Raw genomic sequence first — 19,196 nt, 5'->3', positions numbered from 1 at the left:
GGACAGGGCGGGAGTCACCCGCCCGGACTTTCCTGGGAGCACGATGCACAAGTTACCGACACCAACCGCTGCGCGACTTCGGCGACCCTCCTGGCGCGACAGCCGTCTCGTCGTGGGCGTTCTGCTCGTGCTTCTTGCGGCCACCCTCGGGGCGCGTCTTGTCGCCAGCATGGATGACCGGGTTCCCGTCTACGTCGCGGCACGCGACCTCGTGGCGGGCGACCCGGTGGACGAGTCCGCGCTCACCCGCGTGGACGTGCGGCTCGATGATGGCGTGGCGCCATACCTGTCGGCTCGGGCCGAGCTCGGGCCCGACCAGTACGTGCTGCGCGACATCCGCGCCGGGGAACTCGTACCCCGAGGCTCGGTCGGCCCCGGCACGGACCTCGAGGTCCAGCTCGTGACGGTGAACGTGGATGCGGTCTCGGCGACGACCCTCAAGGGCGGCAGCCTCGTCGACGTCTTCCTCAGCGACGTAGCAGCAGGCAGCGAGCACGGGGCGAAGCCGACGGCCCGCCGGGCCCTCGAGGGCGTCGGGGTCTCAGCCGTGCTCGGAGCGTCGGGCAGCTTTGGGAGCGCCGCGACGACATCGGTGCAGCTCTTCGTGCCCCGCGCCAAGGTCCAGGACCTGATCGAGGCGGTCGATGGTGGTGCGAAGGTCACACTCGTGCCGGTCCCCGGCACGGAGGCGGGGGCCCGGTCATGAGCTCGGTCGTCACGGCGCTCAGCCACCGGTGGGAGGCAGCGGTCGCGGCTACGCTCGAGCCGTTGACGGACATCAAGGTCGTACGACGATGTGCCGACGTCGCCGAGCTCGTCTCGGTCACTGCGGCTGGCCTCGGTGACTGCGCCATCGTCTCGGCGGACCTGCGTGGCCTCGATCTCGGCGTCATCGACTCTTTGCACGCACAGGGCGTCTGGGTGGTCGGGCTGTACCAGTCCGGCGACGATGCTGACGAGCGTCGGCTGCACCAGCTCGGCGTTGATACCGTGCTGCCCGCCGACGCCTCGGGACCGGTTCTCGCGGACGCCGTGCGAGACCGGAGCGCTGCCGCGGCGATTCCAGCGATGGACGACCCAGGCGACTGCGAGCAGCTGTCGCAGGAGGCTGTCCGCCTCGGATGGCGCCCCGACGGCTCACCGGACGCCACCCCTGCGCCCACCAGCGACGCCGACCGTGCCGCAGCGGGGATCGGTGTCGATGACCGGGTCTCGGGCCGGATCCTCGCGGCATGGGGTCCGCATGGTTCGCCGGGACGGACCACCGTAGCCGTAACCCTGGGTGCCGAGCTCGCGAGCCGTGGGCGTTCGGTGCTCCTGGTGGACGCCGACACCTACGGTGGCTGCATCGCGCAGGTCCTCGGGCTGCTCGACGAGGCCCCCGGAATCGCCGCTGCATGCCGGGCCGCCGAACATGGCGACCTCGACCTCGTGGCGTTGGCTCGTGTGGCACCGGAGGTGATGCCGGGACTCCGGGTGCTCACCGGGCTGCCGAGGGCCGACCGCTGGCCCGAGATCCGGTCGGCGGCGCTCGATCGGGTCCTGACCGTGAGCCGCTCCCTCGCGGAGTACGTCATCGTCGACTGTGGGTTCTGTCTCGAGGATGACGAGGAGCTCAGCTACGACACCCAGGCACCGCGCCGTAACGAGGCCACGTTGACCGCACTGGCCGCCTCCGACGAGGTGCTCGCCGTCGGTGGGGCCGACCCCGTCGGACTGCAGCGATTCGTTCGCGGCATTCAGGAGCTCGGCAGCGTGCCCTCGGGTGCCCCGCGACCCGTCATCAACCGGGTCCGGGCCTCCGCCGTCGGGACCGACCCGCGATCGCGCATCAGTGCCTCGCTCGAGCGCTTCGCGGGCCTGGCAGACGTCTTCTTCCTCCCGGACGACCCGGCCGCGGCCGACGGTGCCCTGCTCGCCGGAAGGACCATCGTGGAGCACTCTCCCGAGTCCGCGCTCAGGCGGGCCGTTGGCGAAATGGCCTCCGCCGTTGCGCCGAGCACGGCCCGACGATCCGCGCAGCAGTCCACCTGGCCTTTCCGCCGCCGGGTACCTGCGATGGGTAGCTGACTGTGCCGATCGGGCCGCGACGGGTTCCCGGCGGGGCAAGGGGGTCGGATCGGTCTGCTCGGTGCGTTGGCTCTGGCACAGTGAGAACATGTCTGACCGGCTGACCTCGCTCGACGCCTCGTTCCTCTATCTCGAGGAGGGCACCACGGCGATGCACGTCGGCTCCGTCATGGTCTTCCAGCCCCCTGCGGAGGGCTTCGACTACGACCAGCTCGTCGGCATCATCGGGCGTCGGATCGGTGCCATCCCACGCTTCCGGCAGAAGGTGCGTGACGTGCCGGGTCGGATCGCCAATCCGGTCTGGGTCGACGACGAGCACTTCGACATCGGCTATCACGTACGGCGCACCGGCCTACCGCGCCCGGGCACCGAACGCCAGCTGCAGGACTTCGTGGCGCGGGTCCAGCCGCGCAGGCTCGACCGGTCGCGTCCCCTCTGGGAGGTCTACCTGGTCGAGGGACTCGAACGGAACCGGTTCGCCGTCGTCACAAAGACCCATCAGGCCATCATCGACGGCGTCCACGCGCTCGACATCGCCCACCTGATCGTCGACTCGACGTCGGGGACCGGCGCCGAGGATGACGTGGAGACCTGGGAGGCACGTCGGTCCCCGGGCAGCGTGGAGCTTGTCGCGGAGGCGGTCGTGGATGCCGTGCGACGTCCGGCGCAGGTCGTCGACCTCGTCCGGGGTGGCGTACAGGATGCGCTCGCCGTCGGCATGCGGGCCGCAGAGTCGGCCGGCTCGCTGGTCTCGACCGTGGCTCGGACGGCCGCCCGCCCGGCTCCGGAGTCACCGCTGAACGCGGAGATCGGGACGGCCCGGCGGTGGGTCGACGTTGCGACCGACCTCGCGGACTACCGGCGCGTGCGGACCAGACTCGGTCGCGGTGCCTACACCGAGGACGTCAGCATCAACGACGTCGTCCTCGCAACCATCGCTGGTGGTTTCCGCACGTGGCTGCTCAACCGCGGCGAGGCGGTGGGCACTGCCACTGTCGTGCGAGCCATGGTCCCGGTGAGCATCTACGGTGACGACCCGAGCGGGATGTACGCCAACCAGGTCATGGCCTGCGTCGTCAACCTGCCGGTGGGCGAGCCGGGCGCATCGATGCGCCTGCACCAGATCGCCTTCGCGATGCGCCAGCAGATGGAGGCCGGCCAAGCCGTGGGTGCCACCGCGCTGGCGAATCTCGCGGGCTTTGCGCCGCCCACCTTGCACGCCCTCGGTGCTCGGCTGGGCTCGGCCATGTCCCGCCGGATCTACAACGTCATGATCACCAATGTCCCGGGGCCGCAGAGCCCGCTCTACGCGGGAGAGGCCGAGATGCTCTCGACCTATCCGGTCATGCCGCTTGCGAAGGGACAGGCCCTTTCCATCGGCATCACCTCGTACAACGGCGGCGTGTACTACGGTCTCAATGCTGACCGCGATGCGATGCCCGACGTCGATGTGCTGGCGCAGTCGATCGTGGACTCGCTGGCCGAGCTGGTGAGCGGGCCGGAGACGTGATGCCCGTCGTGCGAGTCTATGTGCCGCTTGGAGGCGCGAGGCTGGGTGACCTCGCCGGCAGAGGGGCGCTCCCCGCGAGCCTCGACGCACCCGTCGAGGCCTTCGCGGTGACCGACGAACTGACGGCGCAGTCCCCCGGGCTCGATGAGGAGGGCTTGGAGTACGCCGCTTTCGTCGACGCCGTCGCGGCCGCCGGCGGCCTGCGCCTGCATCGCCGTGACCGGCGCCTCGTCATCGCGGCCGACGTCGACCCCGAGGCCCTGCAGCCGGGTGATGGCACGCCGCTGAGCGCCATACTCCTCGTGGCGGACCTGCCCGTCTCGAGGATTGCCTCCCTTCACGTCGATGAGGCCGGCCAGCACCCGGCAGCCGCACCCGACGAGGCCGGCTCTCTGCTCTGGTATGACGTCACCGAGCTGCGTGAAGTCGTCCGGTTCTTCCCCGGGCCGGACCACACTCGGTAGCACCGGAAGGGCCCGATGCAGTACCGTCCCATCCCCTGATCAAGATCCCCCGCGACCCCTCGACCCCTTGTTACGTTTCTGGCCATGGACTTCACCGCCGAGCAGTACGAGCAGCGCGATGCCGCACGGTTGGCCGGGATGCTGGCTGGCCCGCCCCTGACGTGGGTCTTTGTGGGCGACAGCATCACGCGGGGAGTTGGCCATACGCGCGGTCGACGCAACTTCGTCGAACACTTCGCCGAGCGGCTGTGCGGTGAGCTGGGCCGAGATCGGGACGCCATCATCAACTCAGCTGTCGACGGGGCCACGGTTGCCGATGTGCTCGATGAGTTCCACTGGCGGATAGGCAGATTCGCTCCCGACGTCGTTCTCGCCATGTACGGCACGAACGACGCTCTCGTCGAGCGTGAGGGCGGGTCCCGTGCCTTCCGGTACGACCTTGGCCAACTCGTGGGACGGTCTCGGGACCTCGGTGCGACGGTCATTCTCCAGACCCCACCGCCGGTCGATGCGGGAGACCAGCGCGACCCCGAGACGGTCGCCGTCTACGCGGCCGAAGTGCGGTCAGTCGCCAGAGAGCTCGGCGTCCCTCTGGTCGACCACGCTGAGGTATGGCGCGAGGCGACCACACGAGAGCCGGTCATGGCCGAGTGGCTCGACGACACGGTCCATCCCAACGCCCGGGGCCAGCATGCGCTCGCGCTGGCGTTGTTCGAGCGGCTCGGCGTCCTCGACCCCGACAGCGCAGTGTGCTCGCTGCGCCTCGAAGGCGCTGTCGCCTCCGCACCCTGACCGATGAACGCCTCGCCCGGGTGCCGGCTCAGGGGTGGATCAGGGCGCGGTCAGGGTCGACCATGATGGCGCCGCGGAGGTCGGCGGCCGAGAATCGAGACATGACCTCTAACCCACTGTCTCGGCCCAGCACCCACGTCGGCCCCGTCATGCGCGCCGAGGACGAGCGGACCTGGGCGGCCCTGGCACACGCCTCAGCCTTCATCGCTGCCATCCTGTCCGCCGGATGGCTCTCCTTCCTCGGCCCACTAGTCGTCTACCTCTACGGTCGGGGTCGAAGCGACTTCGTGCGCCGGTCAGCGGCAAATGCCTTCAACTTCAACATCCTGCTCTGGGTCGCGACCATCGTGGGCTGGATCTTCTTCATCACCGTCCTCGGCATCCCCGTCGCCCTGCTTCTTTGGCTCGCGGTCTTCGTCGGCAGCATCGTGTTCCACCTGCTCGGCGCGGTACGTGCCTGGAAAGGTGAGCTCTACCGGTACCCGTGGACGATCGGCCTGCTGCGCTGACCTCGGCGCGCCGGGATCACCGGAGCCCCGGCAGGCCAGGAGGACCGGAGAGGCCGCCGGCTCAGCCGGGGGTGATGGGCTGAGGCAGCGACCGAGGGCGTCCGGGTAGGGGGCTTAGCGCTGTTCGGACAACCAGACGCGTCCCAGGGTCCCGTCACTACGGATGCCGTCGATGATGGCCGGCGCCGCGCTCTTCTCGATCTTGCGGCCGATCAGGGGCACCGACGCCTTGAGCGTGCCGTCGATGTGCAGCTGCGTGCCAGTCCCAACGGGTGCGAGGACGATCCCAGCCCTCATGGTGACCGGTGCTCCGCCAAGCTCGATCGTGAGGTCGCCGGGGCGTGAGCCGTCGCCGTTCAGGGCCTCCCACTCATAGGTCTCCGTGATCACCAGACGCGGACCGATCAGCGACTTGGCGAAGTCGGGCAGGTTCTCCGTGGGCAGCTCTCGGCGCGTCACGACCCGGCTCCCCCCGCCGACCTGGGTCACGGCGACGTCATGCGCCAGCGCTCCGGCTTCCTCGCACTTGCGCGCCTGGAAGCGCTCGTCGGTGAGCATCGCGAACACCACATCTGGCTCCGCAGGGTAGTCGAGGGTCTCGGAGATTTTCATGGGGACACGCTATTGCACAGCACCGGGGCACCCCGGGCAGGTTTGCGGGGCCGTGGGGGCGACGGTGCCCATATGCGTTCTGGGTCTTCTGCCTCGATCGACAGTGCAGCTGTATGGATCGACAGTGCAGAACCAGTGCACGGTCGATGGGAAGGAGTGCACGGTCGATGGGAAGGAGTGCACGGTCGATGGGAAGGAGTGCACGGTCGATCGGAAGTAGTGCACGGTCGATCGGAAGGAGTGCACGGTCGATGGGAAGTAGTGCACGCTCGATGGGAAGTAGTGCACGCTCGATCGGAAGGACTGGCTCAGCTCAGTCGGTGCCTCGGCGGGCCCGTTCGGAGATCGACCGCAGCGCGGCTGTGGAAGCCTCGAGCTCGCGACAGAAAGAGGCGAGATCGCGGCCCTGAGACGCCGCGACACGGTTCAGCAGCTCCTGGACCCGCGGGCGCGCGCGGGTCCGGACGCTGGGGTCGACCCTGCTGGGGCCCGGGCGCTCGTACACGCGTGGCCCCTCGATGTCGAGCTCGTGGCGTCCGGCCTCCTCGTGCAGGCCGCGACGGCGCGCCGCGCGTTCGACGTCGCTCGTGGCGAGGCCCTGGAGGACCGCCCCGATCCGGTCGAGCTGAGCCGCGGCGGCCGCGACCAGGTCGCGTTCGAAGCCAGTCGCGTACCCGGACGTGTTACGGCGGTGGGTGGCCGGCTCGCCCAGCCGCTCGAGCAGGTCCGCGAGGGCCAGGGCTTGGGCTCGCAGTGCCCCACCCAACGCTGATGTGGACGCGGGGTCAGCGGTCTGGGACGTCATCGGTGCACCACCGGCCGACCCCCGGTGTCGACGGTGCTGCCGAGGTCCAGGAGCCTCTCCTCGAGCACCTCAGACAGCGCGAGCAGGGTCTCAGCCGCCTGCTCGACCCAGGTGTCGAGGTGGCGCTGCGCCTTCGCGCTGCCGAGCTCCGGAAGGTGTGTGAGCAGGTCCGCGGCCAGATCACGGGTCAGGGACCGGCCGTCGGCGAGAGCCCGAGCAGCTCGTGGCGGCACCTGCCGCGCACCGCCTGCACTGCCCATGCCCTCCACTCTAGACGGGTCGGCGCGGGCCACCGAGAAGTTCTCCACCGAGGTCGATTCCGACATTCTGTTCAGTCAGGGCTAGGCTCGCGATGATGCCGGGCACAAGGACGTGCCGGCACGGCTAGCTCGCGAAGGAATCGATCGCCGACATGTCAGTGTCACTCGACAGCTCTCGTAAAGACATCCTCGAGGCCGCTGCGGCCTCGCCCCTGCCGAGTAACGGCCGCTCCGCCCCCGGCGAGGGGGGAGCCCAGGTGTCGGACCGCGGCGACTATCTCAAGGCCTTCTACCGACACGTCGCCACCGAGGACCTGCTGACCCGCCCGCCGGCGGAGCTGTCGGCGATCGCCGCATCTCAGCGCCGACTGGCGGCTGATCGCACGCTCGGAACGACCAACGTGAGAGTCCTCAACCCCGAGGCGGCGCGCGACGGGTGGGACAGCGCGCTGACCGTCATCCAGATCGTCACCGACGACATGCCCTTCCTCGTCGACTCGGTGCTCATCGCTCTCGGCGGCTTCGACCGGGGTGTGCACATCATCATGCACCCCCAGATCTCGGTCCGGCGATCGGTGACCGGCCAGCTGGAGGACGTCCTGACCGACACCCTCGAGCGGGAGACCGCCGCGGCCGCCGTGACGCACGAGTCGTGGATGTACCTTGAGATCGACCGACTGCCGAAGGCTGCTCTGGCGGAGGTCGAGACGCGACTGCGCGAGGTTCTCGACGAGGTGCGGGAGGTCGTCGAGGACTGGCCCAAGATGCAGGCCCACGCGCTGGGCATCGCGGCCGAGCTCGAGGCGTCCCCACCCGCGGGGACCGACCCACAGGAGGCGCCTGAGACGGGCCGCTTCCTGAAGTGGCTCGCCAACAACAACTTCACCTTCCTCGGCTACCGGGAGTACTCGCTCCACCACGAGGACGGACGGGACGTGTCCCGCTCGGTCCCGGGCACCGGGCTCGGCGTCCTGCGCTACGACCGACCCGGGGCGGCGGGTCACGTGCTGACGTCGACGGCGAGCCGGCTGGCCCGAGACTCGACGATCCTGATCATCACCAAGGCCAATTCGCGCGCCACCGTTCACCGGGACGCCTACCTCGACTACGTCTCCATCAAGCGGTTCGACGACTCGGGGACCTGCATCGGTGAGCAGCGGTTCCTCGGGCTGTACGCGTCCGCGGCCTATCACGACACGATCCAGGACATCCCCCTCCTCGACACCCGGTCCCGGGAGGTGCTCCGCCTGACCGGACTGGCGGCGGACAGCCACAGCGGCAAGGACGTCGTGCAGATCCTCGAGACCTACCCGCGCGACGAGCTGTTCCAGACCAGCGCAGATCAGCTGGCCGACATCGCCACAACCGTCGTGCACCTGCAGGAACGCCGCAAGACCAAGCTGTTCCTGCGGCGTGACGACTTCGGCCGGTTCGTCTCATGCCTCGTCTACCTGCCCCGCGACCGCTACAACACCGCGGTCCGGCTCCGGATCGAAGCGATCCTCCTCCGGGCCCTCGATGGTCAGACGATCGACTTCACAACCAGGGTGACGGAGTCGAGCCTGGCGCAGTTGCACTATGTCGTCCGGATGTCGCCCGACCAGGAGATCCCGGACGTCGACGTGGCCGCCGTCGAACAGCGCGTCATCGACGCGACCCGCACCTGGGACGAGGACCTGTCCGAGGTGCTCCTCGCTGAGCGGGGGCCTGAGGGCAGCGCGCAAACCATGGCCACCTACGCCAAGGCGCTGCCCGAGGCATACAAGGAAGACTTCGACGTGGTCACGGCTGCGCGCGACCTCGAACGCATCGACGCCCTCGGCGAGGCAGTGGAGGCGACCGCACTCCATCTCTACGACGATGCCTCGTGCGCCTCGACCGAGCGCCGCTTCAAGCTTTATCGCCGAGCGGAGCTGTCGCTGACCGACGCCCTGCCCATGTTCACCGACCTGGGCCTCGAGGTTACCGACGAACGGCCCTACCAGCTCCGCTTTGCGAACGAGCCGCGCCTGTACATCTACGACTTCGGTTTGCGGGCAACCGACGAGGCGCTCTGGGGCACCGGGGCGCGGCGCGACGAGATCAGCGCCCACTTCGAGTCGGCCGTACGAGCGGTGTGGGACGGCGTCGTCGAGTCCGATGGGTTCAATGCCCTCGTGCTGGCCGGTGACCTCACGTGGCGACAGGTCGTCGTCATCCGCACCTTGGCCAAGTACCAACGCCAGACCGGGTCGACTTTCTCGCAGGACTATGTCGAGGCCGCGCTGGTGGCCAATGCCGGCATCGCCCGAGACCTGGTCGAGCTCTTCGAGACTCGCTTCGACCCCGAGGCCTTCGGCGATGACGAGCAGGGGCGTGAGCAGCGCGAAGAGCGCGAGGACGCCATCGTCGCCCGGATCAAGGAGGGGCTGACGGACGTCGCGAGCCTCGATCAGGACCGCATCATCCGAGCGTTCCTGGGCATCATCCTTGGCAGCCTTCGCACGAACTACTTCCAGGTCGACGAGGACGGCCAGCCCAAGCCGTACGTTTCCCTCAAGCTCAACCCGAAGGCGATCTCAGGCCTGCCGGCACCGCGGCCGATGTTCGAGATCTGGGTCTACAGCCCGCAGGTCGAGGGTGTGCACCTGCGGTTCGGCAAGGTCGCCCGAGGCGGGCTCCGCTGGTCCGACCGCCGCGAGGATTTCCGCACCGAGGTCCTCGGCCTCGTCAAGGCCCAGATGGTCAAGAACGCGGTCATCGTGCCGACCGGCTCCAAGGGCGGTTTCTACGCCAAACAGCTGCCCAACCCCACGGCGGACCGGGCGGCCTGGCTCCAGGAGGGCATCGCGTCCTACAAGGTGTTCATCTCCGGCATGCTCGACGTCACGGACAACCTCGTCGACGGGTCGCCAGTGCCACCACCACTGGTCGTCCGGCACGACGAGGATGACACCTACCTCGTCGTCGCCGCCGACAAAGGCACGGCCAAGTTCTCCGACATCGCCAACGGCAGGTCTGCCGACTACGGCTACTGGCTCCACGACGCCTTCGCTTCGGGAGGGTCGGCCGGTTATGACCACAAGGGGATGGGCATCACCGCGCGAGGTGCCTGGGAGTCGGTGAAGCGGCACTTCCGTGAGATGGGCCACGACACCCAGACCGAGGACTTCACCGTCGTCGGCGTCGGTGACATGAGCGGTGACGTCTTCGGCAACGGGATGCTGCTGTCCGAGCACATCCGGCTCGTTGCCGCGTTCGACCACCGCAACATCTTTGTCGATCCGCAGCCCGATGCGGCGAGCTCGTTCCCCGAGCGGCGCCGGCTGTTCGAGCTCGCCGGCTCGTCCTGGCGCGACTACAACCGTGACCTGATCTCCGAGGGCGGTGGCGTCTTCGAGCGGTCAGCCAAGTCCGTGCCCGTCTCGAGCCAGATGGCGACGGCCTTGGGGCTGCCCGAGGACACGACCGCTCTCACCCCCGCCGAGCTCATGCAGGCGGTTCTCTCCGCCCCCGTCGACCTGCTCTGGAACGGCGGCATCGGCACCTACGTCAAGTCGTCTTCGGAAACCAATGGCCAGATCGGCGACCGGGCCAACGACAGCATCCGCATCAACGGTGCCGACCTGCGCTGCAAGGTGGTCGGTGAGGGTGGCAACCTGGGCATGAGCCAGCTCGGACGGATCGAGGCGGACCTCGCGGGGATCCGCGTCAACACCGACGCCATCGACAACTCGGCCGGGGTCGACACCTCGGACCACGAGGTCAACATCAAGATCGCCCTGGGCGGTCCCATCCGCAGTGGCGAGCTCTCACTGGAGCGACGCAACGAGCTGCTCGCGTCGATGACCGACGAGGTCGCGGCGCGGGTCCTGCGTGACAACTACGAGCAGAACGTCCTGCTCGGCAACGCCCGAGCGCAGCAGCATGTGATGTTGACCGTGCACGAGCGGCTCATCCAGTTCCTCACCGAGCACGGCGACCTCGACCGCGCGCTCGAGTTCCTCCCGACGGATGTCGAGATCGCGCGGCGCCAGAAGGCTGGGCTCGGTCTCGTGTCGCCCGAGTTCGCGGTCCTCGTGGCCTATACGAAGCTCTACCTGAAGGGCGAGGTGGGCGCCTCGTCGCTGCCCGACGACCCGTTCTTCGCCGAGACGCTGCACGACTACTTCCCGCCTCCGCTGCGCCAGCAGTACGCGGCGGCCATCGACGTGCATCCCCTGCGCCGCGAGATCATCACCAACTCCGTGGTCAACTCCATGGTCAACCGTGGCGGGATCACGTTTGCCTTCCGTGCCGCCGAGGAGACCGGCGCCAGCGCTGACGATGTCGCGCGAGCGTACGTGGTCTGTCGCGAGATCTTCGACCTTCCCGCCTTCGTCCGAGCGGTCGAGGCGACCGACAACGCCGTGTCGACCTCGGCGCAGACCGTGCTGTACCTCGAGTTCCGCCGCCTGCTCGACCGGGCCGTTCGCTGGTTCCTGACGAACCGGCCGGGTCAGTTCAACATCGCCACCCAGGTTGATCGGTTCAGGCCGGGAGTGCAGGAGTACGGAGCCCGGATGTCCGAGCTGCTCCAGGGCAGCGAGCGCGAGCGGTTGCTGCGCCGGGCCGCCGAGTTCGAAGCCATGGGTGTCCCCGCGGACCTGGCCCTGTATGCGGCGTCGCTGCTCGATCGTTACTCGTTGCTCGACTGCATCGAGATGGCCGCGCAGACCGGCAACGAACTCGGTGATGTCGTCGGGACCTACTTCCGGCTCTCGGAGCGGTTCTCGATCGACGAGATGCTGTCCCGCGTCTCGAACCTGCCGCGCGAGAACCGTTGGGATGCGCTGGCCCGCGGCGCGCTGCGGGATGACCTCTACTCGGTGCTCGGCGCTCTGACTCAGGCGGCGCTCGACGTCAGCCACAAGGGGGCTTCGCCCGATCATCGGGTCCAACAGTGGTTCGAGCTCAACGACGAGGTGCTACGCCGTGCGCAGACGTCCCTGGCCGCAATCCACCGCATGTCCCACCCGGGTATCGCCGCCCTTTCGGTGGCGCTGCGCACCCTGCGCACCGTGACCCGTCCCGCTGGTGGTGTCTCCGCGGCGGGTAGTGCCGCGGCGACCACCGCGGACGCGGCCGGTGGCGCCGAGAGCGACTCGGGGCAAGGGGCGGCGAAGGGGGTGGCACCGGCCAGCACCTAGGCCCAGCACCTAGGCTCTGGGTGTGGCCACGCTGTCCGAGCTCCTGCGCGCCAGGACCGTCCTGCCCGACACGGACGTCGAGTGGCTGCACCTGCTCGTTGGTGACTGGCAGCTGATCGCGGACCTCTCCTTCGCTGACCTCGTGCTCTGGGTCCGCTCGGTCGATGCGGCATGGGAGACCGTCGCCCATGTTCGACCCACCACCGGCCAGCTCGTCTTCGTCGAGGACCAGGTCAGCCGGGTCGCCGACCCCGGACGGGTGAGCCAGCTGCTGGGCGACGCCGCGGCAAACCGTCGGATCGTCCGCGCCCGTCAGCCATCCGACGGTCCAGATGTGACGATCCGCGAGGAGTTCATCCCCGTGGTCCGAGATGGCCACGTCGTTGCCGTCATGACCAGGCACACCAACCTCTGGACGACGCGCACCCCGAGCAGGCTCGAGATCACCTACCTCGCCACGGCGGATGCGCTGTGCCGGATGGTCGCGGGGGGCGAGTTCCCACATGCCGGAGCGCCGACGGGCGGCCGGCGGGGCGCACCGCGGGTGGGCGATGGTGTGCTGCGCCTCGATGTCGACGGTGTGGTGACCTATGCGAGTCCGAACGCTGTCTCGGCGCTTCATCGCATCGGGCACCACGGTGAGGTTGTCGGCGCAAGCCTCGCCCAGATCGTGACCGACAACCTCCGCGAGACCTACCTCGTCGACGAAGGTCTTGCGCTGGTCGTGACGGGCCGGCAACCGTGGCGCACCGAGGTCGTGGCCGGCGGCACGGCTGTCTCGATGCGGGCGATTCCCCTCACCGAGTCCGGACAACGGTTCGGTGCGATCGTGCTGCTGCGGGATGTGGGAGAGCTGCGGCGGCGCGAGCGCGAGCTCATGACGAAGGATGCGACGATCCGCGAGATACACCATCGCGTCAAGAACAACCTGCAGTCGGTCGCGGCACTGCTGCGCCTGCAGGCGAGACGGGTTCAGGAGGGTCCGGCCAAGGCGGCCCTGGAGGAGGCCGAACGGCGGGTCGGGACGATAGCGATGGTGCACGACCAGCTGAGCCAGGGGTTCGACGAGACCGTCGACTTCGACCCCGTGGCCGAGCGTGGGCTGCGCGCGGTCGTCGACGTCGCAGCGAACGGGGCTGATGTCAGGGCTGAGCTCCGCGGCAGCTTCGGGCGGCTCCGCGCCGAAGACGCCACGTCGCTGGCGATGATCGTCAGTGAGCTCGTCCAGAATGCGGTCGAGCACGGTCTGGGAGATCGTGGCGGTCTGGTCACGGTGCGGGCGGAGCGAACCTGCGACGACCGGGGTCGGCCGATGGTCGCGGTCGCCGTCGAGGACGACGGTCAGGGTATCGACCGGGCACGGCCGCCCGGCTCCGGCCTCGGGACCCAGATCGTCCAGTCGCTCGTGGCTGATCTGCAGGGCAGGATCACCTGGGAGCCCGCCCGACCCCATGGCACCAAGGTCCAGTTCACCGCGAGCCTGCGGGCCCTGGACTGAGGCACAGGGAACTCGGCAAGAGGGGCTCGCCGGACTCGTTTCGCGACGGTCAGCCGGCGCGTCGTGCCCGGGCGTTGCGCCGCTTCAGCGCACGCCGCTCGTCTTCGGACAGACCGCCCCAGACTCCGGCGTCCTGACCAGTCTCCAACGCGAACTTGAGGCAGATGTCGATGACCGGGCACGTTCGGCAGACCGCCTTGGCCTCCTCGATCTGAGCGAGCGCCGGACCCGTGTTCCCGATCGGGAAGAACAGCTCCGGGTCGACATCGAGGCAGGCAGCGCGGTCGCGCCAGTCCATATGGATCGTGCTCCTTCGTCAGTGTGGGCACCATCGGGCCGAGGAGGTGCAGTTGGGGCGCCAGCGTCGTTGTCGGAGCCGAGATCGTCGTCGAGCGGGGCCTGTCCCTGCCCAACGCAAACGCGCACGAAGCCTCCGTACGCGTTCCGAGAACCAAGTGTGCCGCCAGATCGGGCCATACTCAATAGGGGAGTCAACAGGTGGGAGAACTCGGTATGTCGGTGCAGCCAGTAGGTGGGAGGCAACTCACACCGACCAGGCCGCCGGTGCCAGCCACAGGCGGTACGGCCTGCACGGTTCGGGCCGTCCACCGGCCACGACGTACGCTGGGGGCGTGGAAGCCGAGGACCTGGACCAGCACGGCGGCTCGGCCGTCACGGCACGTCGGGTGGCCGCTCTCGTGATGATCGTGCAGGGCCTCACACTGCTGGGGTTCTTCGCCTTCTTTCTCTACGAGATGACCAGTGGTGCCACCGACGACATGGTGAGGGCCGGCACTCTCGGTGGGCTGATCCTCGTCTTCGCGATCGCCGGCACCCTGCTCGGCCGTGCCTGGTTGCGCGGTGCCGGATGGCCGCGTACTCCGACGATCCTGTGGAACGCCCTGCTCGTCCCGGTCGCGTGGTCCCTCCACGATGCGGGCCGCAACGCGATCGGTGCGCTGGTGGCGGCGCTGGCTCTGGCCGGGCTGGTCGGGGCGGTCAAGGCCGGTCAGCCCGGCTCGGTCGGTCGGGACGCTGACGAGGTCAGCTGATCTGCAGCCAGTCGTTCCATCCGTTGTGCAGGACGAGCCATGCGATGAGCCCGTAGCCGGCCTGGCCGGGATGCGCGAGATCGGGGCTGGCGGCGAGGTCGGCCGTCCACTGGTCGTGGCCGACGAGGGGGCGGAAGCAGTCGACGTAGGTCACGCTGCGGCGGCCACAGACGTCGGCCTGGGCCAGGGCCAGGGCCTCGACCTTGCGGTTGACCTCGGGGTCGAGGGTCGGGGTGAGCCCCACCACGAAGACCGCGATGCCGGCACTCTTCGCCTCATCGAGGATATTGGCCAAGTTGAGCCGTGACCGAGCCATCGTGACGCCGGTGACCAGGTCGTTCAGCCCCACGGACAGCACGAGCCGCTTCTCGGTGCGGCCTCTCCAACGTGGGTGGCACTCGGCCGCCCAGCGTGCCACCACGTCGGCCGATGTATCGCCCCGTACGCCCAGGTTGTAGGCCGTGAGGTCGAGGTCGGGATGTTGCGTCCGGGCCACGACCCGGCCCACCCAGCCGAGGCCCTTCGGGTCGCCGTAACCAGCAGTCTGCGAGGCGCCCAGGAAGACGATCCCGACATCACGCACTCCATCCGACACCGTGGCGTCGACGCTGGGGTTGAAGAACGTCTTCTCTGCGGGCGGGGCAGTCCGTTCGGCGGGCGTCTGACGGCGGTTGCTGTCCGTGAACTGCACGTGCTGGGACGGGTACGCCGGGCCGACCCCGAACGACGGACCGTCGGGATGGGGTGTCTGCTCGCTCGTCACTGCTCAGTCCTCGTCCTCGTCCAGTCGGGCCAGCCACGTGGCGAGGCGGTCGACCGGCACCTCGAACTCGGGGTTGAGGTCGACGAACGTGCGAAGCTGGTCGGCGAGCCACACGAGGGTGACCTCTTCCTCGCCACGCCGGGCTGTGAGCTCCTCGATGCCACGATCGGTGAAGTACACGACTGGAGGCTATCGCGTGCGCCCGACGGCCCGCGGGAGGTCCGACGCGCGGCGGCGCACCGGAGCCTTCGACAGCACGACACGTCCTCGTCAGCGAGTGAAGGCCCGGTCCATCAGCTCGGCCTGCTCAGCCTTGTGCTGCTTCGAGGAACCCGTCGCCGGCGACGCCGAGGCCCTGCGGGCCACGATCTGGACGAGACGGCTCTCCCCGAGCAGGCTGAGGTCCTCGTGGAGCCACTGGGCCATGAGCGGCCAGGCGCCCTGGTTGCGTGGCTCGTCCTGCACCCAGACCAGCTCAGCGTTGGGGTAGCCGGACACGGCGTCCCGGATCTCCTCGAGGGGGATCGGGTAGAGACGTTCGACCCTGATGATCGCGAGCTTGTCATCGCCGCGCTTCTCACGCTCTGAGTCGAGCTCGTGCACGATCTTGCCGGAGCACAGCAGGACCCGGTCGACCTGCTCGGAGGCCGGTCGGCTATCGGGCAGGACCGGTTGGAACCCGCCCTGCGTGAAGGCCTCGACGGGGCTCGCCGCCGCGTGGCTGCGCAGCATCGACTTCGGGGTGAAGACGATGAGAGGCACCCGTGGGCGGGCGTAGGCCTGCCGACGCAGCAGGTGGAAGTATGACGCCGCCGTCGACGGGTAGGCGACCGTCATGTTGTTCTCGGCGCACATCTGCAGGTAGCGCTCGATCCGAGCCGAGGAGTGGTCCGGTCCCTGCCCCTCGTAGCCGTGCGGCAGCAGCAGGACCACCGAGGAGTGCTGGCCCCACTTCTGCTCCGAGCTGCTGATGAACTCGTCGACGATGGTCTGGGCGCCGTTGGCGAAGTCTCCGAACTGGGCCTCCCACAGTACGAGGGCGTCGGGGCGCTCGACCGAGTAGCCGTACTCGAAGCCCATGGCCGCATACTCGGACAGCAGGGAGTCGTAGATCCAGAAGCGAGCCTGTCCCTCGCCCAGGTAGAGCAGCGGCGTCCACTCGTCTCCGGTGTTCTTGTCGATCAGGACCGCGTGCCGCTGCACGAACGTGCCGCGGCGGGTGTCCTGTCCGGCGAGGCGGACCGGGGTGCCCTCCTTGAGCATGGTGCCGAAGGCGAGCAGCTCGGCCATGGGCCAGTCGATGCCGCCCTCGTGGACCATCCGCACGCGTCGCTCCATGAGCTGCCCGAGCTTCGGGTGGATCGTGAAGCCGGCAGGCGGGCGGTTGAAGGCCTCGCCGATCTTGACGATCTCCTCCACCGGCACGCCGGTGTGCGTCGAGGAGCGCATCGGCGCACGGTCATCGAGCACCTGGGCGGTCGGCTTCTCGAGACCCGCGTTGTCGGGCGCGTCCGAGTCGTCGCCCTTGGACAGCGGTTGCTGCTGCTTCGTCGCCTCGCGCGTCTCGACGAACACGCGCTCGAGCTGCTGTTGGTAGTCCCGTAGGGCGGCCGCGGCGTCCTCGACGCCGATGTCGCCACGACCGACGAGGGCCTCGGTGTAGAGCTTGCGGACCGATCGCTTGGCCTCGATGAGGCGGTACATCAGCGGCTGGGTCATCGACGGGTCGTCGCCCTCGTTGTGGCCGCGACGGCGGTAGCACACCATGTCGACGACGACATCCTTGTTGAAGGTCTGCCGGAACTCGTAGGCGAGCTCGGCCACCCGCACGCAGGCCTCGGGGTCGTCACCGTTGACGTGGAAGATCGGTGCCTGGATCATCCGAGCCACGTCGGTCGAGTACACCGACGAGCGCGACGAGCTCGGTGAGGTCGTGAAGCCGACCTGGTTGTTGATCACGACGTGAACCGTGCCACCCGTGCGGTAGCCACGTAGCTGCGAGAGGTTCAGCGTCTCCGCGACGACACCCTGACCCGCGAATGCTGCGTCGCCGTGGAGCAGCACTGGCAGCACTGTGAAGTCCTCACCGGCAAGGTTGAGCCGGTCCTGCTTGGCCCGGACGATGCCCTCGAGGACGGGGTTGACCGCCTCGAGGTGGGACGGGTTCGCCGCCAGGTAGACCTTCGTCATCGAACCGTCCTCGGCGACGAACTTCCCCTCCGTGCCGAGGTGGTACTTCACGTCGCCCGATCCCTGGACGGACCCCGGCTCCTGGGTGCCCTCGAACTCCCGGAAGATCTGGCCGTAGGACTTGCCGGCGAGATTGGCCAGGACGTTGAGGCGCCCGCGGTGCGGCATGCCGACACAGACCTCGTCGAGCCCGTCGGCTGCGGCCCGGCAGAGGACGCGGTCGAGCAGGGCGATGACCGACTCGCCGCCTTCGAGCGAGAAACGCTTCTGCCCGACGAACTTCGTCTGCAGGAACGTCTCGAACGCCTCGGCCGCGTTGAGCCGACGCAGGATGCGCATCTGCTCGTCGCTCGTGACCTTCTTGTAGGGGACCTCGACCTGGTCCTGGATCCACCGCCGTTGCTCGGGGTCCTGGATGTGCATGTACTCGATGCCGACGGTGCGGCAGTACGAGTCACGCAGGATGCCGAGGATCTTGCGCAGCTTCAGGAACGGTGCCCCACCGAACCCCCCCGTCGCGAACGTCCGGTCGAGGTCCCACAGGGTCAGGCCGTGCGTGGTGACGTCGAGATCCGGGTGCTGACGCTGCTTGTACTCCAGCGGGTCGGTGTCGGCCATGAGGTGCCCGCGCACACGGTAGGCGTGGATGAGCTCCTGGACACGCGCGACCTTGTTGATGTCGTCGTCGTGCGAGGAGTCGATGTCCTGGATCCAGCGGACCGGCTCGTACGGGATCCGCAGCGAGGCGAAGATCTCGTCGTAGAAGCCGTCCGCGCCCAGGAGGAGCTGATGGATGATCCGCAGGAAGTCCCCGCTCTGGGCGCCCTGGATGATCCGATGGTCGTAGGTCGAGGTCAGCGTGAGGATCTTGCTGACCGCGTTGCGGTTCAGCGTCTCGTTGCTCGCGCCTTGCCACTCGGCAGGGTACTCGAGAGCGCCGACGCCGATGATCGTGCCCTGACCCTGCATGAGCCGCGGCACGGAGTGAACCGTGCCGATCCCGCCCGGGTTCGTCAGCGAGATCGTCGTGCCCTGGAAGTCCTCGACCGTCAGCTTGTTGCCGCGGGCCTTGCGGACGATGTCCTCGTAGGCGGCCCAGAAGTGCACGAAGTCCAGCTTCTCGGCGCCCTTGATCGAGGGGACGACGAGCGTGCGGCTGCCGTCGTCCTTCTTGATGTCGATGGCGAGACCGAAGTTCACATGGGCCGGCTCGAGGACGGCCGGCCTGCCGTCCTTCTCGGTGAAGCTGTGGTTCATCACCGGCATCTGGGCCAGGGCCTTGACCATGGCGTAGCCGATGAAGTGCGTGAAGGAGACCTTGCCGCCACGGCTGCGCGCAAGGTGGTTGTTGACGACGACCCGGTTGTCGATGAGCAGCTTGGCCGGCACGCTACGCACGCTCGTCGCGGTGGGCACCTCCAGGGAGGCGTTCATGTTCGTCACGACGCGTGCCGGTGCCCCGCGCAGCGGGTGGACGACGTCGCCGTCGGCGAGTGGGGCTGA

16 protein-coding genes are annotated in these 19,196 nt (G+C 68.6%); 9 read left to right on the top strand and 7 right to left on the bottom strand.

What is annotated here, in order from left to right; genetic code table 11:
• The first annotated feature begins 112 nt into the window (after nt 1-112).
• The 6 genes from L0H79_RS07455 (at nt 113) to L0H79_RS07430 (ending at nt 5,345) form a co-directional block, all read left to right on the top strand.
• Complete coding sequence (locus tag L0H79_RS07455) at nt 113-706, top strand: hypothetical protein (RefSeq protein ID WP_301483962.1); 594 nt, start codon at nt 113-115, stop codon at nt 704-706.
• Nucleotides 703-2,070 carry a hypothetical protein gene (locus L0H79_RS07450; RefSeq protein ID WP_301483961.1) on the top strand — a complete coding sequence of 456 codons (1,368 nt, stop codon included), beginning with the start codon at nt 703-705 and terminating at the stop codon, nt 2,068-2,070. The genes L0H79_RS07455 and L0H79_RS07450 overlap by 4 nt, the downstream gene beginning before the upstream one ends.
• An 88-nt stretch (nt 2,071-2,158) precedes the next feature.
• Complete coding sequence (locus L0H79_RS07445) at nt 2,159-3,580, top strand: wax ester/triacylglycerol synthase family O-acyltransferase (protein ID WP_301483960.1); 1,422 nt, start codon at nt 2,159-2,161, stop codon at nt 3,578-3,580.
• Nucleotides 3,580-4,044 carry a hypothetical protein gene (locus L0H79_RS07440; protein WP_301483959.1) on the top strand — a complete coding sequence of 155 codons (465 nt, stop codon included), beginning with the start codon at nt 3,580-3,582 and terminating at the stop codon, nt 4,042-4,044. Before L0H79_RS07445 ends, L0H79_RS07440 begins: the two co-directional genes overlap by 1 nt.
• 84 nt (nt 4,045-4,128) lie before the next feature.
• Complete coding sequence (locus tag L0H79_RS07435) at nt 4,129-4,836, top strand: SGNH/GDSL hydrolase family protein (RefSeq protein ID WP_301483958.1); 708 nt, start codon at nt 4,129-4,131, stop codon at nt 4,834-4,836.
• 101 nt (nt 4,837-4,937) lie between these two features.
• Complete coding sequence (locus tag L0H79_RS07430) at nt 4,938-5,345, top strand: DUF4870 domain-containing protein (RefSeq protein ID WP_301483957.1); 408 nt, start codon at nt 4,938-4,940, stop codon at nt 5,343-5,345.
• A gap of 114 nt (nt 5,346-5,459) precedes the next feature.
• Here the strand turns inward: L0H79_RS07430 and L0H79_RS07425 are convergent, their stop codons facing one another.
• From L0H79_RS07425 to L0H79_RS07415, 3 genes are all read right to left on the bottom strand, one after another.
• Entirely contained in the window at nt 5,460-5,957 is a 498-nt protein-coding gene (locus tag L0H79_RS07425) for a DUF2505 domain-containing protein (protein WP_301483955.1), read from the bottom strand.
• 313 nt (nt 5,958-6,270) lie between these two features.
• Nucleotides 6,271-6,762, bottom strand: a complete 492-nt coding sequence (locus L0H79_RS07420) for a hypothetical protein (protein ID WP_301483954.1) — start codon at nt 6,760-6,762, stop codon at nt 6,271-6,273.
• Entirely contained in the window at nt 6,759-7,022 is a 264-nt protein-coding gene (locus L0H79_RS07415; RefSeq protein WP_301483953.1) for a hypothetical protein, read from the bottom strand. The genes L0H79_RS07420 and L0H79_RS07415 overlap by 4 nt, the downstream gene beginning before the upstream one ends.
• Before the next feature lie 152 nt (nt 7,023-7,174).
• Between L0H79_RS07415 and L0H79_RS07410 the strand changes: the two genes are divergently transcribed.
• Together L0H79_RS07410 and L0H79_RS07405 are read left to right on the top strand one after the other, a co-directional pair.
• Nucleotides 7,175-12,190: an NAD-glutamate dehydrogenase gene (locus L0H79_RS07410; RefSeq protein WP_301483951.1), complete on the top strand. Its 5,016-nt coding sequence runs from the start codon at nt 7,175-7,177 to the stop codon at nt 12,188-12,190.
• Between the two features lie 22 nt (nt 12,191-12,212).
• Nucleotides 12,213-13,688, top strand: coding sequence for a sensor histidine kinase (locus L0H79_RS07405; protein ID WP_301483950.1), 1,476 nt, complete (start codon nt 12,213-12,215; stop codon nt 13,686-13,688).
• 49 nt (nt 13,689-13,737) lie between these two features.
• Here L0H79_RS07405 and L0H79_RS07400 read toward each other — a convergent pair whose 3' ends face one another.
• Entirely contained in the window at nt 13,738-13,986 is a 249-nt protein-coding gene (locus L0H79_RS07400) for a WhiB family transcriptional regulator (protein WP_301483949.1), read from the bottom strand.
• Nucleotides 13,987-14,320: 334 nt separating this feature from the next.
• Here L0H79_RS07400 and L0H79_RS07395 point away from each other — a divergent pair, with 334 nt between their 5' ends.
• Nucleotides 14,321-14,740: a hypothetical protein gene (locus L0H79_RS07395; protein ID WP_301483948.1), complete on the top strand. Its 420-nt coding sequence runs from the start codon at nt 14,321-14,323 to the stop codon at nt 14,738-14,740.
• Here the strand turns inward: L0H79_RS07395 and L0H79_RS07390 are convergent.
• The 3 genes from L0H79_RS07390 to L0H79_RS07380 all read right to left on the bottom strand — a co-directional run.
• Nucleotides 14,733-15,503 (bottom strand): GDSL-type esterase/lipase family protein, encoded by a 771-nt coding sequence (locus L0H79_RS07390; protein WP_301483947.1) that lies wholly within the window; start codon nt 15,501-15,503, stop codon nt 14,733-14,735. The two genes, L0H79_RS07395 and L0H79_RS07390, sit on opposite strands and share 8 nt — an antisense overlap.
• Before the next feature lie 3 nt (nt 15,504-15,506).
• Nucleotides 15,507-15,683: a DUF6104 family protein gene (locus L0H79_RS07385; RefSeq protein ID WP_301483946.1), complete on the bottom strand. Its 177-nt coding sequence runs from the start codon at nt 15,681-15,683 to the stop codon at nt 15,507-15,509.
• A 90-nt stretch (nt 15,684-15,773) separates the two neighbouring features.
• Nucleotides 15,774-19,196 (bottom strand): multifunctional oxoglutarate decarboxylase/oxoglutarate dehydrogenase thiamine pyrophosphate-binding subunit/dihydrolipoyllysine-residue succinyltransferase subunit (locus tag L0H79_RS07380; protein WP_301483944.1); only part of this gene is annotated, 3,423 nt, incomplete at its 5' end.

It is taken from the genome of Intrasporangium sp., from assembly GCF_030452765.1.
In the GTDB taxonomy this organism is placed as follows: Bacteria; Actinomycetota; Actinomycetes; order Actinomycetales; family Dermatophilaceae; genus Intrasporangium_A.
Note: the sequence above shows the minus strand (reverse complement) of the source record. Positions and strands in the feature narration are given on the sequence as shown.

What these genes read in the sequence shown, in the direction of transcription:
- L0H79_RS07430 (WP_301483957.1), top strand. Translation starts at nt 4,938, where the DNA reads ATGACCTCTAACCCACTGTCTCGGCCCAGCACCCACGTCGGCCCCGTC.
- L0H79_RS07400 (WP_301483949.1), bottom strand. Translation starts at nt 13,986, where the DNA reads ATGGACTGGCGCGACCGCGCTGCCTGCCTCGATGTCGACCCGGAGCTG.
- L0H79_RS07420 (WP_301483954.1), bottom strand. Translation starts at nt 6,762, where the DNA reads ATGACGTCCCAGACCGCTGACCCCGCGTCCACATCAGCGTTGGGTGGG.
- L0H79_RS07410 (WP_301483951.1), top strand. Translation starts at nt 7,175, where the DNA reads ATGTCAGTGTCACTCGACAGCTCTCGTAAAGACATCCTCGAGGCCGCT.
- L0H79_RS07435 (WP_301483958.1), top strand. Translation starts at nt 4,129, where the DNA reads ATGGACTTCACCGCCGAGCAGTACGAGCAGCGCGATGCCGCACGGTTG.
- L0H79_RS07440 (WP_301483959.1), top strand. Translation starts at nt 3,580, where the DNA reads ATGCCCGTCGTGCGAGTCTATGTGCCGCTTGGAGGCGCGAGGCTGGGT.
- L0H79_RS07445 (WP_301483960.1), top strand. Translation starts at nt 2,159, where the DNA reads ATGTCTGACCGGCTGACCTCGCTCGACGCCTCGTTCCTCTATCTCGAG.
- L0H79_RS07450 (WP_301483961.1), top strand. Translation starts at nt 703, where the DNA reads ATGAGCTCGGTCGTCACGGCGCTCAGCCACCGGTGGGAGGCAGCGGTC.
- L0H79_RS07425 (WP_301483955.1), bottom strand. Translation starts at nt 5,957, where the DNA reads ATGAAAATCTCCGAGACCCTCGACTACCCTGCGGAGCCAGATGTGGTG.
- L0H79_RS07415 (WP_301483953.1), bottom strand. Translation starts at nt 7,022, where the DNA reads ATGGGCAGTGCAGGCGGTGCGCGGCAGGTGCCGCCACGAGCTGCTCGG.